Genomic DNA, 16,921 nt, shown 5'->3' on the forward strand with positions numbered 1-16,921 from the left:
CCGGGGAATCCGATACCAAAAGCCCGATTTTAGAGTCTTTAATTGCCACTTTTAGATTTAAGCAGCAGTAAATCGACCGCTTCCGGCTGTTCCGACCATTTGATCAGCAGACCGTATTTTGCTAATTCGCGATTAAGGCTTTTGCCATCCCCATAGGTCCAATTCAGCTCCATATCGAAAGCATAGCCCAGCATAGCTTTATCCTTAACTGGCAATTGCACTTCATTCTCAAGGTATTTGATCAAATCATAAGTGCTGACCTTTTTTCCCAAATAATATGGACCGCGGTATTCAAAATAGCGCTCTTCCTCTTTTGAAATCGAAGGCAGTTTGGTGCTGTCCAATACTTCCAAAACACAAACTGAATCCAGGACTACAGCTTGCCAGCTTGCTTCATATTCTAAATGAGAATTTAAAATAGCTTGAGCATGCTCCATAATTTCCACCGGGTACTGCGAATCCTGCTCCAGGCTAAAACAGTATTTACGATGGGCCGCTACCTCTTCCTCACTGTAAATCCGAGCTACGGAGGACAATTGATAGACATCCGCCAAAAGGCGATATAATGACACATTTCGAAAATCAAGCGCCCTAGGCTTACCATCTTCATCGCGTTGGATTTCGTTTTTAAAGGACCAGCCTTTTTGCTCGGAGCTCAAGCGATATTGAAAAGCTTCCTCCTGATAAGTCTCCAATAAATGATAGTCAGACTTAGCTGCTTTTTCTTCTTCCGGTAGCTGCAAATCCTCGCCATCAATCAATTTTTGCAGGATAGCACTATTCAATTTTTTTGGACTACCCATATAAAGAATAAGCCCCTGGGAATCGATCAAAACCGTATGCGGCACATAGCGGTAGGGGAAGATTTCGCGATGGCTGGTATCCCAGACCACCGGAATGGAGAGCGGTGAATTTTGCAAAAAGCGCGATAGATTTTCTTGGCTGTCGGCAGATACGCTGATGAAGTCAATTTGTCCTTCAAACTCAATTTGCCATTCCTCCATTTTATGCAATGCAGGGATACAGGGCGCACACCAGGTCGCCCAAAAATCGATCAGCAATGGCTTGTTGTTCTGCGAGCTTAATGAAATGGGCTTTTGATCTCCATTAATAACTTCTTGAAACACATAATTGGGTACCGTATCCCCTACTCGCAGTGCTTGCCCTTGAACTAAAGAAAAACAGAAAAGCGATAAAACAGTCAGGAACAAAGGGATTTTCATGCAGCGCGTTTTTTTGGAACTAGCTAATCAACGCTTATAATTCGCTTTTAGGATAAGCAAAGAGCAATTTTCAATTATTGGATCTTTGAGCATCTTGCTCAGCCGCTTCCCAGCCCAAGATGGCTCGCTTACGCAAAGGATCCCAACGGTAACCCCCTAATTCTCCTGAAGCGCGAATCACCCGATGACAGGGAATCAGATAAGCAATGGGATTGGAGCCGATGGCCGTACCTACCGCTCGCGAGGCTTTGGGCTTGCCAATTTGGCTGGCCAAGGTTCCATAAGTAGCCACTTGCGCTGATGGAATTTTCAAAAGTGCCTCCCAAACCTGCAATTGAAATTCGGTTCCTTTTAAATGCAGTTTTATTTGTGGCAATTCGGTCCAATCCCTTCTAAAAAAGCGCAAAGCCCTCTCTTGATTTAGATCGGAACCCACTAAAAAAGTAGCCCTCGGAAATTCATTTTTCAAGCCCTCTAATGCTTGAACATCGGATTCCGCGAAAGCCAGATAGCAAAGTCCTTTAGGGGTGGAAGCCACAATCAGCTGACCAAAAGGACTTTCGGCCAAACTATAATGAATGTTCAGATTTTCGCCTCCCCTTTTATACTCCGCCGGACTCATGCCCTGGATATTGATAAAGAGATCATGCAGTCGGCTGGTGCCGGATAGGCCCGTTTGAAAGGCAGTTTCTGCTAAGGAAGCTTCTTGCTCCGCCAGCAATTTCTTGGCATGATTTAAACTGGTGTATTGCAGGAACTTCTTAGGACTAGTGCCTGCCCAATCGCGAAATAATCGTTGAAAATGAAAAGGACTTAAATGCACCTGGGCAGCTAGTTCTTCCAGGCTTGGCTGCTCCTGGTAATGATTTTGAATGTATTCAATCACCCTAGCGATGCGCTGATAATTGAGGCTTTCTTCCTGCTTCATTTTAGGCTGCAATTGAGGCAAAAGTGCTTCATGCTTTTTGAAACAGCAATCCGAAACTTGCGCTCTTTGGCTGATTAATCTTCATGGCACTAGATTTAGATTCAGCGGTAAAATTTAAAAGTAAATCACTGAAAGCTAAACCATTAACACAGCCCAATCTATTCTTCCGATTGCGATTTCTTACGCTTACGTGCAGCTAAAATGATGAAAAGCAAAATGAAAAGGGCGAGATGTTTAATCATGATTTTGGTTTATTTGGACTAGAAGATTAATTGCTGGATAGTCATTGATTATTGATAAGTCTCTTCACCCACAATCTCTCCCTTAGCATTATATGAGAGTTTTCGAATCAGCTTGTTCTCCTCATTGTACTCAAATAAAATGCGGGTTAATCCTTCGTACATCTTGCGATTGGCATCCAGATAAATGATCTCCTTTTTATTACCGCGTTCATCGTACTTTAACTGCAGAATTGGGGGAACTGAACCTGGCCCCACAAAGGCCCCATTGGCATCAAAAAAGCGCTCTTCAATCAAGCGACCTTCCGTATCATAATCTTGTTCATGTATGGCCACATACTCAAAAAAAGGCGCAATACTGCCCTCTTTATTATAGCCCACGAGGCGAACGAGTTGACCTTTTTCATTGTAAATGAATTTTTTAATCACCGCACCATAAGCATCATTGCCTAAAACCACATAATACAATCTGCCATCTTCTGAAAAGATGGAATCATTCTCTTCTTTAATCAAATCCTCAGGTTTCCTCCCTTCCATTAGGGCTTCCAACAGATTGAAAGTAGCCGTATCAATCTCAACGGTTTTGGTTATCTGCTGACCATCCTTGGTAAAGGTCATTTCAACTTCTTGACTTGCCGAAGTTTCCGCCTGCTTGCTGGAACAAGCAGAAATAAGAAACACTAAAAGGACGGAGGCAAATGATGTCTTCACGATTCGGAATTTAGGTTCGAATAATTCCTTGCAAATTAATTCAAGTCCGAATCAATACCCCCATAAGCGGCCATCGATTTTCAGAATGTCCATCAAAAGAAAGTCCTGACCAATGACCTAACTTACTCTAAGCACCGGATCATTTTCATCCGATAAGTCTAAAATGAAATGCACTTCAGTCTTGGCATCAAGGTTTAATTTTAGATTTGGGCTCCCCCCTTTCTTCACCAGGCTTTGCTCTGCACCTAATTCCATAAAACCTTGATCTGTTGCGGCCCCAAAATCAAATTCCCAATTCATGGGGGCAATCTTAAATTCATAGCTTCCTTTCTCAAGGCTGAGTGTCGCTTCAAACTGCCCCTTTCCGATATACTTAAATTGAGGACTGTTTTGCCAATCCTTGCCCCAATCATTCATCGAACCTAAAAGGTAGATTTCTTCTCCGGCCAGAGGTTGAGCTTTCTTGGTATCCAGCTCCGCCTGAAGCATGGCCATAGTCGTATCCAAATTAGCTCCCCTGCACAAAGCCCTTGCTAAATTCAAAGCCTGGCTCTGATCAATCTCAATTTCCGGAGCGACTCCTTTGCCCTCAATACGACCCATGCGCGTAGAATAATATTCGGCGATGGGCAGCGACAATTGCAATCCTTGAGGCAAATCAAACATCTTCTGCGAAAGCATTTGACCCGCAGTTCGCTCTCCGATTAAAGTTACGCTCTCCACATTTGCCAAAGCATCGGCCGTGAATTCTGCGGCACTAGCGGTTTTAGAACTTATCAGCACATAAACCGGACCGGCAAAATGAGGTTCCATTACTTCGAATTGCACTCTGCTTAGTTCCGCTTCTTGTACATCATGCCAAAAGGCCTTTAACGACCAACCCCTCCAGGATCTCAAATCTTGCACATCACTAAAACCCGGAGTCTCACTGTGCTTTTTCCACCATTTGCGTGAAACAAAAAAACCAGCATCCAGGGGTGCTTCTATAATATGCCCGATCAGGGGCACCCCGGCAAAGGTTCCACCGGTATTATTGCGGAGATCTAGTATCAGGGTATCTGCCGATTGCTTAGCTATTTCCTGAAAAGCCGCAAAAACTCGCTCCTTGGTATCGATGCCCGTCATGGTTGTAAGCGCTAGTAAGGCCGTTTTCCCCATCCATTCCAAGGAAACTGCATGATCCCCCACTCTAAGGCTATCCACAAAATCAGCCATGGCAGTAGCCGGTCTTTCCATGTCTACCAAGCTTACATGCGAGAAGGGGCCATCCTGCCAAAGGCCATTAAAACCCTCTCTAAACTCAGCTTTGCTTTGCGCATTTTGAGCCAGCTCCTTTACCTTTTGCTCTACCTCTAAATAGGCATCGCCTTGCAATTCACCCGGATTATAATGGTAACTAGCCATTAATTGCGAAATACTATCTGCCACTTGCATAAGCTCTTGAGCAAGCTTTTCATCTTTGGGACTGGAAGCAGGATTCTGACAACTGAAAAGAATCAGCGGAAGCAATAGGTAGCCCAGCTTTTTCATAAAAGGTTGGATTGGTTTGACTCTTCAATATCCGACCAGCAGCTGAAAAGTACAAGTCAATACTTGCTATTAGTGCCCTAAAAGGCTTGTCTATTGATGAGTGGAAGCTTTAAAGCTAACATTTGTCATATTCCCCCTTTTTCGCTTTCGTACTTTTGCAAAAATTTCTGTCTATGGATCCCAATGCCGGAAAAAAGAATCTGGTAAACCGCTACAGTCGGGAAGAGCTGGAAGCGCGCCTGATGGCCGAAGACTTTAAACGCATTACCGTATCTTTTTATCGATACGTTATACTCGATGATCCGCAAGCCATGCGCGATCGTTTATATCAAGAGTGGACTGAGCTAAACTGCCTGGGCCGTATTTATGTGGCTCGTGAAGGTATCAATGCTCAAATGAATGTACCCGAACAAAATTGGGAGCAATTCGTAAAGGAGCTGCATGCCAAGGAAGAGTTCAAAGACATCCCCTTTAAAATTGCGGTGGAAGATGATGGTAAATCCTTCCTCAAATTGGTAATTAAGGTGCGTGATCGCATTGTGGCTGATGGCTTAGCCGATGATCACTACGATGTAACCAATGTGGGTACTCACCTCGATGCTGAATCCTGGAACCAAGCATTGGAAGAAGGCGCTATTGTTGTAGATATGCGCAATCACTATGAAAGTGAAATCGGGCATTTCGAGAACTCCATCCTTCCCCAAGCGGAAACCTTTAGAGAAGAATTACCCGAAGTATTGGAAAAACTCAAAGGCAAGGAAAGTGATAAAATCCTCCTTTATTGTACCGGTGGTATTCGCTGCGAAAAAACTTCTGCCTTCCTCAAACACCATGGTTTTACCGATGTAAATCAGTTACATGGTGGTATTATAGATTATGCCCGTCAAATTAAAACCAAAGAATTACCGAACAAATTTCATGGTAAGAACTTTGTATTTGATGAGCGCCTGGGTGAAAGCATTTCCCATGAGGTAATTTCACATTGTCATCAATGTGGAGAGCCTTGTGATGTGCATGTAAACTGTGCCAATGTAGCTTGTAATTTGCTCTTTATTCAATGCCCAACATGCGCGGAGAAATACGATAAATGTTGCTCTGAAGAATGTATGGAAGTGCAGCATTTAAGTGCAGAAGAGCAGAAAGAGCTCCGCAAAGGCAAAAAAAGCCAAAAGCGTTTCCACAGTCATCGACGCTGGGGCGATTTGCATCCAGAAACCAAAAGCTGACAAATGTTCTTTTTCGCCTCTTAGACAAAATGAATATTTGAAACCTCTTAAAAAAGATTGCTATGCCATTTTATCAAAAATTAGGAAAGATTCCGCATAAGCGCCATACCACCTTCCGAAAGGAAAATGGAGATCTGCATTACGAGCAGCTCTTTGGTACCGAAGGCTTTAGTGGAATGTCGTCCCTACTCTACCACTTGCATCGACCGACTATGGTTAAGGATGTGAAGGTAGGTGCCGACCTCAAGCCCAAAGCCGCCCTGGACCATAATATTACCAGCCGCATGCTGCAAGGCTTCCAGGTTCCGGCCAAAGAAGATTATCTGGAAAGCCGTATTCCTGTGCTCTTTAATAATGATGTGCACATTTCATTGGCGGCTCCTACCAAGAGCTTAACCGAATACTTCTACAAAAATGCCGATGCGGATGAGATGATTTTTATTCATCGCGGTACCGGCACCCTGCGCACCATGATGGGAAATATTCCTTTCGGCTATGGTGACTATTTGGTGATTCCTCGTGGCATGATCTATCAAATTGAATTTGATGATGCCGACAACCGTCTTTTCATCCTCGATTCCTACCAACCTATTTACATCCCTAAGCGCTACCGTAACTACTTCGGTCAGTTATTAGAGCACAGCCCCTTCTGCGAACGCGATATGCGTGGACCAGAAAAGCTGGAAGTGCATGATGAAATGGGTGACTTTGTGATCAAAGTGAAGAAGGAAGGCATCTTGCATGAAATCACCTATGCCAGTCATCCTTTTGACGTAGTAGGCTGGGATGGTTTCAACTACCCCTATGCCTTTAATATTAAGGACTTCGAACCCATCACCGGAAGGGTACACCAACCACCACCCGTTCACCAAACTTTTGAGAGTGCCCAATATGTAGTTTGCTCTTTTGTTCCGCGTTTGTACGATTACCATCCTGAGGCGATTCCCGCTCCTTACAATCATAGTAATATCGACAGTGATGAGGTATTATACTATGTAGATGGTGACTTTATGAGCCGCAATCATGTGGACAAAGGATTTATCAGCTTGCACCCAGCCGGTATTCCTCACGGACCCCATCCTGGAGCTTACGAGCGCAGCATAGGTCAGAAGGAGACTCAGGAATGGGCCGTTATGGTAGATACTTTCCGCCCTCTGAAAGTGACTCAGGCAGCCTTAGATATCGAGATCGAAAACTATCATCGTTCTTGGCTCGACGAATAATCGTCTAACTTTGCAAAAAAGCGATTCTATTATGGACACACTTTACGATACAACTTCTCTTAAATTAAAAAAGGAATTCCCAGATGCTGAGGATTTCTTACCTCTTAATGGTACCGACCACGTAGAACTCTATGTTGGTAATGCCAAGCAAGCGGCGCACTTTTACAAAACAGCCTTTGGCTTTCAATCTGTGGCTTATGCCGGATTGGAGACTGGTGTAAAAGACCGTGTTTCTTATGTTTTACAGCAAAACAAAATTCGTTTGGTGCTTACTACTCCCCTAGGAGAAGGCGGCCCTATTAACGATCACTTGAACCGTCATGGTGACGGGGTTAAAAACGTGGCCCTTTGGGTTGACGATGCCACTAAAAGCTTTGAAGAAACCACCAAGCGTGGCGCCGAGGTAGCATTTGAACCTTACACCATCGAAGACGAAAACGGAAAAGTGACCTTAAGTGGCATTAAAACTTATGGCGACACCGTTCACGTTTTTGTAGACCGTTCGGAGTACAATGGACCTTTCATGCCAGGCTATAAAAGCTGGGAAAGTCATTACAATCCTAAGGGAGCCGGCTTAGAATACATCGACCATATGGTAGGTAATGTAGGCTGGGGCGAGATGAACAAATGGGTTGACTTCTACGCGCGTGTTATGGGCTTCGCTCAATTGGTATCATTTGATGATAAAGACATTTCTACCGAGTACACTGCCTTAATGAGTAAGGTAATGACCAATGGAAATGGCCGCATTAAATTCCCAATTAACGAACCTGCCGAAGGCAAGAAGAAATCTCAGATTGAGGAATACATCGACTTCTACAATGGTGCGGGTGTACAGCATATCGCCGTAGCTACCAATGATATCATTACCACTGTAGATCATTTAAAAGATCAAGGTGTAGAATTCCTATATGTACCCGAAACTTATTATGATGATTTGCTCGAGCGTGTAGGTGACATCGAAGAAGAGGTTTCCGAATTGCGCAAACGCGGAATTTTGGTAGACCGCGACGATGAAGGTTATTTGCTACAGCTTTTCACTAAGCCGGTAGCCGATCGTCCTACCTTGTTCTTTGAGATCATTCAGCGTAAAGGCGCCAAGAGCTTCGGAAAAGGAAACTTTAAAGCCTTATTCGAATCTATTGAACGCGAACAAGCGAACCGCGGTACTTTATAAGTAGTGCTGCTAAAAATTATAGAACGCCTCGAGAATATCGGGGCGTTTTTTTTTGTGCTCCAGGATGAGGCACACTTACTCAGGACCGTTACCTTAGTTCTCAAATCCTGATCCTGAAACTATGAATGAGCTTAAAAACACCTGGCATCAATTAGTTGCAAGGTACTCCAGTGAAGAGCAGCTGATCGAAGATTTGTGGCTTGAAATTGAGAAAGCTCATTCCAGCCCAAAGCGACATTATCACAATCTCGAGCACTTGCAGTATATGTTGAAATTAGCGCTTAAGTTTCAACAATCTATTCAGGATTTGGATACGTTGCTTTTTTCCATCTTTTACCACGATTTCGTGTATCAGGCCACTAAAAGTGATAATGAAGAGAGAAGTGCTGAAGTGGCAACCCAACGATTGCAGAAATTAAGCTTAGCTAATTCGAAAATTCAAAATTGCCAGGCCCAAATTCTTGCAACGAAAAGCCATGAAAATATTGGCGACAAAGACTGTGATTTCCTGCTGGATTTTGATCTGGCCATCTTAGGCGATGAGCCTGCCGTTTATGAGTCCTATTGCCAAAAAATCCGCAAGGAATATTCTATTTACCCTAATTACCTATATCGCAAAGGCCGGAAAAAAGTTCTGGAACATTTCTTGGCCATGGAATGGATTTTTAAGACCGCCGAGTTTCGCGATTCTCATGAAAAACAAGCACGTCAAAACTTAAAAATGGAATTAGGACGTTTATGAATTTCCAGCTGTGATGCTTAGTCCATTTTATATACCCTTCAAAACTTTGATTAAGTTCTGGCTTTAAAGTTTTCACACAACAATCATAGGTATCAGGCAACTTCGCATGCTAAATGCGGTGTCTGTATCTTTAGATGCACACTATGAAGACACTGATACAACTCTGTATTTTATTTATTCTCCCTTTTTCCCTTATCTCCCAACATAGCATTGAAGGTCGCGTGGTAGACGAAGAGGGCAAAGGCCTACCCTTCGTAAATATTACCATTAATAAAGGCGGCCGCGGTGGAACCACCGATCTGGATGGATTCTATCAATTGGAGAGTAGCACTCCTATCAAAAACCTAGATTTTAGCTATATCGGCTTTGAAGCCCAAAGCTTAACCGGTCCGAATTTAGAAGCGAAAGCCAAGGTGGTAGTCCTGATTGAAACCACAACTACCTTAGGAGAAGTGACCGTTTTACCCGGTGAAAATCCTGCCCACCGCATGATCGAAAATGCGGTTCGAAACAAAGAGGCCAATGATCCGGAAGAACTAGATCAATTCAGCTATTATTCCTACAGCAAGTTTATTGTTACCCTGAACCTCGATTCTATCGATCCCGATATTGATACGGTAATGCTTTCGGATCGCATCGACAGCTTGAAAGCGGATCAGCCGGATAGCATTGTAAAGATTGATAGCTCTGGCTTCGAGCTGCATCAATACTTTTCGGATAAGCATCTCTTCTTTATGGAGACCCTCACCCAGCGGAAATTCAAACGCCCAAGGGATAATGAAGAGGTGATTGCCAACCGCACTTCAGGTTTTAAAAACCCCATGTTCGCCATGTTGGTTACCCAATTGCAATCTTTCTCCTTTTACAGTGACTATATCGGCATTAGCGGCGGTGAATACCTCAACCCTATTAGTAAGGGCAGCACCAAACGCTATTATTTTGTTCTGGAAGACAGCCTCTTCACCGAAACTGGCGATACCATTTTCACCCTTAGCTTTCGTCCCCGACCCAATACCGGCTTTAAAGCCCTGCAAGGCGTAATTAATATCGACTCCCGCGATTGGGCGATTGTGAATGTTCGTGCCACTCCCGCTTCCGAAGAAAGTTTGCCCATTGAGATCACTCAAGAATACCGCCGTTTTGGACCGCATACCTGGTTTCCCGTTTCCTTTGAAGCGGATATCAAACTGCGAATGATCAGCTTTAATAAAGCCGTGCCCAGAGCAATTATGCGACGCCGCCTGATGCGAATCGATTTGGATCCGAAGTTTAAATTTTCGGATATCTCGCATGCCGAATTAACCATAGAAGAAAAGGATCAAGCCGAGGTAGATTCCTTATTGCAGGCCTTTCGCGGGGATGAATTAGATAGTTTAGAAGCCAATACCTACAGCTTTGTAGACAGTATTTCGGAGGCCGAGAACTTTGAACGCAGCTTGAATATCTTCCTCACCCTAAGCAGAGGTTATATACCTATCTACTATGTAAACCTGGATATCGGAAGTGTTCTCAATTACAATGTTTACGAAGGGTTTCGCCTGGGTGCCGCTTTTGAAACCAATGAACGCTTTCACGATCGCCTAAAATTGGGAGCATTTTACGCTTATGGATTTAAGGACAAGGCCCATAAATACGGGGGACATATCAATTATGAGCTCCATAAAAATCTGCGCTGGCAAGTTTATGCCCGCTATAAATCCGACATTTTTGAAACTTCCGGATTTGGCATGCCTGGCATAGAAGCTCAATCCATTTTCCAAAATAATTACCGTCGCATCAGCATTGAGCAGTGGGATTACAATCAGCAAATCCGCCTGGGTATGCGCATCGACCCACTCCCTAATGTGCAACTGGATTTCAGCACCTTGCACGAAAGGCTTAATACCGTGGGCAACTACCAATTTTTGGATTACAGCGATAGTCCGGAATGGTTTGAATTTAGCGAAGTGGCTGTCGGCTTGCGTTATGCTCCGGCCGAAGAATATGCAGAAACCCCCATCGGGAAAATTAAGCTGCGCCAACGGTATCCAGTATTTTCATTACTGGTGAGTGAAGGTATGAACGATTACTGGGAAGGAGACTACAATTATACCCGCGCACTTTTCCAAGCGGAGTACAAGCGCTTAAGTCGGGGTTATGGCGAAACCAGCATTCGCTTGCGTGCTGCCGCTGTTTGGGGTGATGTTCCGGCAAGCAAGCTCTTTAGTCCAGCGGCCAACTTCCGCAATAGCTCCGATTATTGGGAGGCTACCTTTTATTCGGTTCCCGATCGCCAGGCTTTCGAAACCATGCGCTTTAATGAATTCTTGAATGATCGCATGATCAGTTTAATGTGGCGTCAGGATTTCCGTAGCACCTTTTACAAACGACCCGGCTTTGAACCCCATTTGGAGATGGTGCACCGGGTAGCTTTTGGAACTTTAGCCAAACCAGAATTGCATAAAAATATTGGGGTGAAGGATTTAAAACATGGCTATTTTGAAAGTGGTTTGGAATTTAACCGCCTTTATGTGAGTAACCTACTAGGACTGGGAATTGGCGTTTATTACCGCTACGGACCTAATCAATTAGCAGAGCCATTACACAACTTTGCCTTTAAGCTAAGTTCCAAGTTCAGTTTTTAAGCCGTCATTTCCGTGCTCAGAGCCGCCCAGTTTTAGTAGTTTTGCCCAAATTCTTTTTGGCTTAGCCACGGATGTTTACATTCATTGCCCGACTTATCCTCAGGAACCGGATAACGGTTCTAAGCAGCTTGCTCTTGCTCAGTTTTTTCATGGCATGGGAGGGACAGTACGTACAGGTAAGTTTTAAGTTTTCTCGCTTACTCCCCAAGACCGATAGTGCACAAGTAGAATACGATGTATTCCGTGAGCGATTTAATCAGGTAGGCAATACGGTAGTGCTGGCCATCGATAGCTTCGATGTTTTTGACCCCGAGCTCTACCCGCAATGGCAACGCCTGCAAGATGAGCTAAATGCCATTCCCGGGGTGGCAGGAGTACTATCACCCGTAAACGCTTATAATCTCCTGCGCAACGATAGTATTCAAAAACTGTATTACCAATCGATGAACCCGGGCTTCCGCAGTGGGAAGCTAGATAGTATGCGCAACCTCTTTGGGAACCTTCCTTTTTATGAAGGATTATTGCGCAGCGAAGACGGCCAGGTGCCATTAATGCTGGTTCAGATCGATCCCGAACAACTCTATGTTAGGCAAATTGTAACTATCGTCGAAAGCATTAAGGAAAGCGTTGAGGTGGCGGAGGCCCATATGGGTCGCGATATTAAGATTAGTGGTCTTCCGCATATTAGGATGGCTAATACCAAAAAGGTGAGTAAGGAGATCTTCCTTCTCGTGGGACTAGCTATGTTGGTTACCGCTTTAATCCTTTTTGCCTTCCTCCGCAGTGCCAGAGCAATGTTCATCTCACTTGGGGTAGTGTTTTTAGGGGTGCTTTGGTCCTTCGGGTTAATTTCCGTTTTGGACTACGAGATATCCATGCTCAGCTCCTTGATCCCCTCATTGGTGATTGTAATCGGCGTACCCAATTGTATTTTCCTAATCAATAAATACCATTCGGAGTTTAAAAACCATGGCAATCGGATTAAGGCCCTGCAAAGGGTAATTCGGAAAATTGGTGCGGCCACCTTAATGACCAATGCCACCACCGCTCTGGGTTTTGCTTCCTTAATTCTTACCGACAGCACTATTTTAAAGGAATTCGGGGTGGTCGCCTCCCTCAATGTGATGATGGTTTTTGTGATCTCTATCATCGTAATTCCAGTTTACTACAGCTTTGCCCGCCCACCCAAACAAAGACATTATAAGCATCTGGAAAAACGCTGGATCAAAAGCTTTATCGATTGGTTGATCCGCTCCTCCATGTACCACCGCCCTTATGTTTATAGTGGCTTGGTTCTATTGCTGGTTATTGCCGGAATTGGCATCTCCAAGATTTACACCACGGGCAATTTGAGCGAAGAATTCAAAAAGAGTGATCCCGTATTCCAGGATTTACGCTTTCTGGAAGAACGTTTTGGTGGGGTTGTTCCTTTGGAATTGGTGATCGACACCCGCAATGCTGGTGGAGCCTATAAAAACAGCACCCTCAAAAGAATCGATCGCTTGCAAGAAGCTATGCAAGAGGTCCCTGGGGTAAGCAAGGCCCTCTCGATTGTGAATGGATTAAAATTCGTGAAGCAAGCCTATTATCGGGGCGAACCCGACTTTTACGAATTGCCCGGAGCTCAAGATCGCAGCTTTGTACTCTCCTATATTCCCAACGACAGCAAGGATGGCAATAGCCTGATGCAGTCGATGGTAGACAGCACCGGACGCTATGCTCGCATTAGTATGCAAGTAGAAGATATGGGTAAAGAGGAATCGGCTTATTTACAAGAAGCTCTTAGGGCTAATATCGCCGAAATTTTCCCTGCCGATCGTTATGATGTTACCGTAACTGGTGCCTGGATGGTATTCCAAAAAGGAACCACTTATCTTATCAAAAACCTCATCGTAAGCCTGGGCTTAGCAATTAGCGTCATTGCCCTGGTGATGGCATTTATCTTCCGCTCCTTTGCCATGGTATTGGTATCGATGGTCCCCAACCTCTTCCCTTTATTAATGACGGCAGGAATTATGGGATTCTTCGGCATACCCTTAAAACCCAGCACCATTTTGGTTTTCAGCGTAGCCTTCGGAATTAGTATTGATGATACGATCCACTTCTTAGCAAAATACCGGCAGGAGCTAAAAATTACCCGCTATAATATTGGTCAATCTGTATTGCTGGCCATTCGCGAAACCGGAGTAAGTATGTTCTACACCTCTGTGGTGCTATTCTTTGGTTTTAGCGTATTTACGGCTTCCAGCTTTGGTGGTATTGTAGCTTTGGGAATACTAGTGAGCATCACGCTTATTATCGCAATGATTGGCAATTTGCTGCTCTTACCAAGCTTATTACTTAGCTTTGAGAAAATGATCATTAATAAGTCCTTCACCGAGCCTTATATAACCATATATGAGGAAGACGAAGATGATGACGAGGAGGACGATGAACCCGATTTCCCCAGGCATGAAGCCCAAGGTCCAAAAGAAGAGCTGCCGATAGAATAAAGTTAAAAAATAACTCAGCATGAAAGGAATCATATTGGCCGGAGGCTCCGGAACACGTTTACACCCACTTACCCTGGCAATTAGTAAACAGTTGATGCCCGTTTACGATAAGCCCATGATTTACTATCCGCTGAGCACTTTATTGCAGGCTGGCATTCGGAAAATCTTGATCATCTCTACCCCCCATGATTTGCCGCTTTTCGAAAAGCTATTGGGCGATGGTAGTCGCATTGGTTGTGAATTTCATTATACCGTGCAACATGAACCTAATGGTCTGGCCCAAGCCTTTGTGCTAGGCGAAGATTTTATAGGTGATGATAGTGTAGCCCTGGTTTTAGGAGACAATATTTTCTATGGTTCCAAAATGGAAGACTTACTCCAAAGCAGTAAAAACCCCGATGGCGGTGTAGTATTCGCCTATCAGGTATCCGATCCGGAACGTTATGGAGTGGTCGACTTTGACGAGAACCTGAAGGCCGTTTCCATTGAGGAAAAGCCCGCCAAACCCAAATCGCGCTATGCGGTTCCCGGTTTATATTTTTATGATAATGATGTGGTTGAGATCGCAAAGAACCTCAAGCCATCCGCTCGGGGCGAATACGAGATTACCGATGTAAATAAAGAATACCTTCAAGCAGGAAAATTGCAAGTAGGTATTTTAGATCGTGGTACGGCCTGGCTAGATACCGGCACCTTCCCTAGCTTAATGCAAGCGGGCCAGTTTGTGCAAGTTATTGAAGAGCGCCAAGGATTGAAAGTAGGCTGTATCGAAGAAATTGCCTGGCGCCAAGGCTTTATCAATAATGCGCAACTCGAAGAAATAGCGCAACCTCTACTTAAAAGTGGCTATGGACGCTACTTGATGGATCTTATTAAAGTAGATTAAGCATGCAAAGAATTCCGGACTATGTTAAGCTAGTGGAAAATACACTGGCCCAGCAGAATTTTGATCAAAGTCCAAAGGAACTTTATGCCCCCATGGGCTATATTTTGGCCTTAGGGGGTAAACGCTTACGTCCGGCATTAAGCTTGGCGGCCTGCGAACTTTTTGGCACTGAGGCCAGCAAAGCCTTGATGCCTGCTTTAGGAATTGAGGTATTCCACAATTTCTCCTTGGTGCATGATGATATCATGGATGAGGCCGACCTTCGACGTGGGCAGGCTACAGTGCACAAAAAATGGAACCGCGACATTGCCATCCTTTCGGGGGATGCCATGCTGGTAAAGGCCTATCAATACATTGCCCAGGTTGAAGCCTCTATCTTACCAGCGGTTTTAGATTGCTTCTCGCAAACTGCGCTTGAGATTTGCGAAGGCCAGCAAAGAGATATGAATTTCGAGAATCGGGAGGCAGTAGCGGAAGCTGAATACCTACTGATGATTCGTCAAAAAACTGCGGTGCTATTAGGAGCAGCTCTAAAAATTGGAGCATTGGTAGCGGGTGCTGAGATGAAAGCGGCCCATTCACTTTACGAATTTGGCATCAATGCCGGACTGTCTTTTCAGGTGCAAGATGATCTATTAGATGCTTATGGCGATCCGGATAAAGTGGGCAAAACGGCCGGCGGTGATATTCTTCAGGATAAAAAAACCCTCTTGATGATCTATGCCCGCGAATTGGATCCAGAAGGCTGGAGCGATTTACGCAATGCTCAATTGGAGGGGAATGAAAAGGTAAGTGCTTATCGCGAATGGATGATAGCCTGTGGTGCCAAAGCCAAGGCCGAAACCAAGCGTGATACCCTTTTAAAGGATGCTTTGGAGGCATTAGAAGCCGCCCATGCACCGGACGAAGAACTGAAAAACGAATTGGCGCAATTTGCCCAATGGCTCAGTCATCGCGATCGATGAAATTCTGGCCCCAGCTTAAGCAAGTTCCGGCTCATCTCAATTTATTGGAGGACCTCCGTGCCCAATTGGCCAAGGACTTAGGTATAGAGCTAATGGAGGTACCAAACCAAAATCTGCTGGAATGGCTTAATAAGTGGTTAGAGGCGAATCTCTATAAAATAGATCTGGCTCAGCTGCTGTATCGCATTGACCTTGAAATCCTATCCGCCGAAAGGCCCCAGGAAATAGCCGAAAAAATTCTGGAAAGAGAAGCCCAAAAGGTGATCTTCAGAGCCCAGTACAGCGGCCGGATTTAAAAGAAGATTTGGAAAATTGGGGCCCAAGAAGTCGAATAAGGTGAATTTCCACCATCGAGCACATTCAGGCGTAAGCCAATTAGCATTTGCCCTTTGCGACCTACATCCTGCTTAAAGCCACCTTGTAAAAAGAGTACGGGCGTCCACTGATTGTCTATATCAAAATCGAGGGTATTCAAGTTATAGCGGTACACATCATGATTCAATAATTCGAATTGTGTACCCACAAAAAAGCTTCGCACCGAATAGTTGGTGAAGATATTGGGACCGTGAACCTGGTTCTCAAAGTCGACATTTACGAAGCCCTGGCTGGTATAAATTTGATTCCACTTGGCATAATTATACATATAGCCGGCACCTACTACCCAATTATCATTAACCTTATAACCTACCTGTGGAGCGAGAAAAATATTGGTGTTATTGCCAAAACTTAAACCGGCACCCCCACCATAGATGATGCGATCTTTAAGGGGAGTCTCTCCCTTTTTAGCTTGAGATGGGTTTTGAGGCTTAGCCTCTTCCTTCTTCTGTTCCTGGCCAGATTTGGGATTCTTCTTAAATCTATCGCTTTGGGCCCTTGAGTTAAAGGCCACCAAACTAAAAAGTATAAGCAGGAAAAGTGACTTTTTCATGTAAACAAAAATAAGCGCAATAGATTA

The 16,921-nt window shown here is 44.4% G+C and carries 14 protein-coding genes; 9 read left to right on the top strand and 5 right to left on the bottom strand.

Annotated features, from left to right (window positions below; translation table 11 throughout):
• Window positions 1-38: 38 nt before the first annotated feature.
• The 4 genes from H4K34_RS06395 to H4K34_RS06410 form a co-directional block, all read right to left on the bottom strand.
• Window positions 39-1,223 carry a TlpA family protein disulfide reductase gene (locus tag H4K34_RS06395; protein WP_210759994.1) on the bottom strand — a complete coding sequence of 395 codons (1,185 nt, stop codon included), beginning with the start codon at window positions 1,221-1,223 and terminating at the stop codon, window positions 39-41.
• A gap of 70 nt (window positions 1,224-1,293) precedes the next feature.
• Complete coding sequence (locus H4K34_RS06400; RefSeq protein ID WP_210759995.1) at window positions 1,294-2,151, bottom strand: methylated-DNA--[protein]-cysteine S-methyltransferase; 858 nt, start codon at window positions 2,149-2,151, stop codon at window positions 1,294-1,296.
• Between the two features lie 290 nt (window positions 2,152-2,441).
• Window positions 2,442-3,101, bottom strand: a complete 660-nt coding sequence (locus H4K34_RS06405; protein ID WP_210759996.1) for a hypothetical protein — start codon at window positions 3,099-3,101, stop codon at window positions 2,442-2,444.
• Window positions 3,102-3,218: 117 nt separating this feature from the next.
• Window positions 3,219-4,631: a S41 family peptidase gene (locus H4K34_RS06410; RefSeq protein ID WP_210759997.1), complete on the bottom strand. Its 1,413-nt coding sequence runs from the start codon at window positions 4,629-4,631 to the stop codon at window positions 3,219-3,221.
• Between the two features lie 173 nt (window positions 4,632-4,804).
• On the opposite strand from H4K34_RS06410, the gene trhO reads away from it, so the two are divergent.
• The 9 genes from trhO (at window position 4,805) to H4K34_RS06455 (ending at window position 16,262) form a co-directional block, all read left to right on the top strand.
• Window positions 4,805-5,857: an oxygen-dependent tRNA uridine(34) hydroxylase TrhO gene (gene trhO, locus H4K34_RS06415; RefSeq protein WP_210759998.1), complete on the top strand. Its 1,053-nt coding sequence runs from the start codon at window positions 4,805-4,807 to the stop codon at window positions 5,855-5,857.
• 62 nt (window positions 5,858-5,919) lie between these two features.
• Window positions 5,920-7,080, top strand: a complete 1,161-nt coding sequence (locus H4K34_RS06420) for a homogentisate 1,2-dioxygenase (protein ID WP_210759999.1) — start codon at window positions 5,920-5,922, stop codon at window positions 7,078-7,080.
• 31 nt (window positions 7,081-7,111) lie between these two features.
• Window positions 7,112-8,257, top strand: a complete 1,146-nt coding sequence (gene hppD / locus H4K34_RS06425) for a 4-hydroxyphenylpyruvate dioxygenase (protein ID WP_210760000.1) — start codon at window positions 7,112-7,114, stop codon at window positions 8,255-8,257.
• Between the two features lie 121 nt (window positions 8,258-8,378).
• Window positions 8,379-8,999 (top strand): HD domain-containing protein, encoded by a 621-nt coding sequence (locus tag H4K34_RS06430; RefSeq protein ID WP_210760001.1) that lies wholly within the window; start codon window positions 8,379-8,381, stop codon window positions 8,997-8,999.
• 143 nt (window positions 9,000-9,142) lie between these two features.
• On the top strand, window positions 9,143-11,623 hold the full coding sequence (locus tag H4K34_RS06435) for a DUF5686 family protein (RefSeq protein ID WP_210760002.1): 2,481 nt from the start codon (window positions 9,143-9,145) through the stop codon (window positions 11,621-11,623).
• A gap of 134 nt (window positions 11,624-11,757) precedes the next feature.
• Window positions 11,758-14,115: an efflux RND transporter permease subunit gene (locus tag H4K34_RS06440; RefSeq protein ID WP_210760003.1), complete on the top strand. Its 2,358-nt coding sequence runs from the start codon at window positions 11,758-11,760 to the stop codon at window positions 14,113-14,115.
• A gap of 19 nt (window positions 14,116-14,134) precedes the next feature.
• A complete protein-coding gene (gene rfbA, locus H4K34_RS06445; RefSeq protein ID WP_210760004.1) occupies window positions 14,135-15,001 on the top strand; it encodes a glucose-1-phosphate thymidylyltransferase RfbA in 867 nt (288 codons plus the stop codon).
• Window positions 15,002-15,003: 2 nt separating this feature from the next.
• Entirely contained in the window at window positions 15,004-15,966 is a 963-nt protein-coding gene (locus H4K34_RS06450) for a polyprenyl synthetase family protein (protein WP_210760005.1), read from the top strand.
• Window positions 15,963-16,262, top strand: a complete 300-nt coding sequence (locus tag H4K34_RS06455) for a hypothetical protein (RefSeq protein ID WP_210760006.1) — start codon at window positions 15,963-15,965, stop codon at window positions 16,260-16,262. Before H4K34_RS06450 ends, H4K34_RS06455 begins: the two co-directional genes overlap by 4 nt.
• On the opposite strand, the gene H4K34_RS06460 is transcribed toward H4K34_RS06455, so the two are convergent.
• Window positions 16,259-16,894, bottom strand: coding sequence for a hypothetical protein (locus H4K34_RS06460; protein ID WP_210760007.1), 636 nt, complete (start codon window positions 16,892-16,894; stop codon window positions 16,259-16,261). The two genes, H4K34_RS06455 and H4K34_RS06460, sit on opposite strands and share 4 nt — an antisense overlap.
• Window positions 16,895-16,921: the final 27 nt, after the last annotated feature.

The organism is Croceimicrobium hydrocarbonivorans (assembly GCF_014524565.1).
In the GTDB taxonomy this organism is placed as follows: domain Bacteria; phylum Bacteroidota; class Bacteroidia; order Flavobacteriales; family Schleiferiaceae; genus Croceimicrobium; species Croceimicrobium hydrocarbonivorans.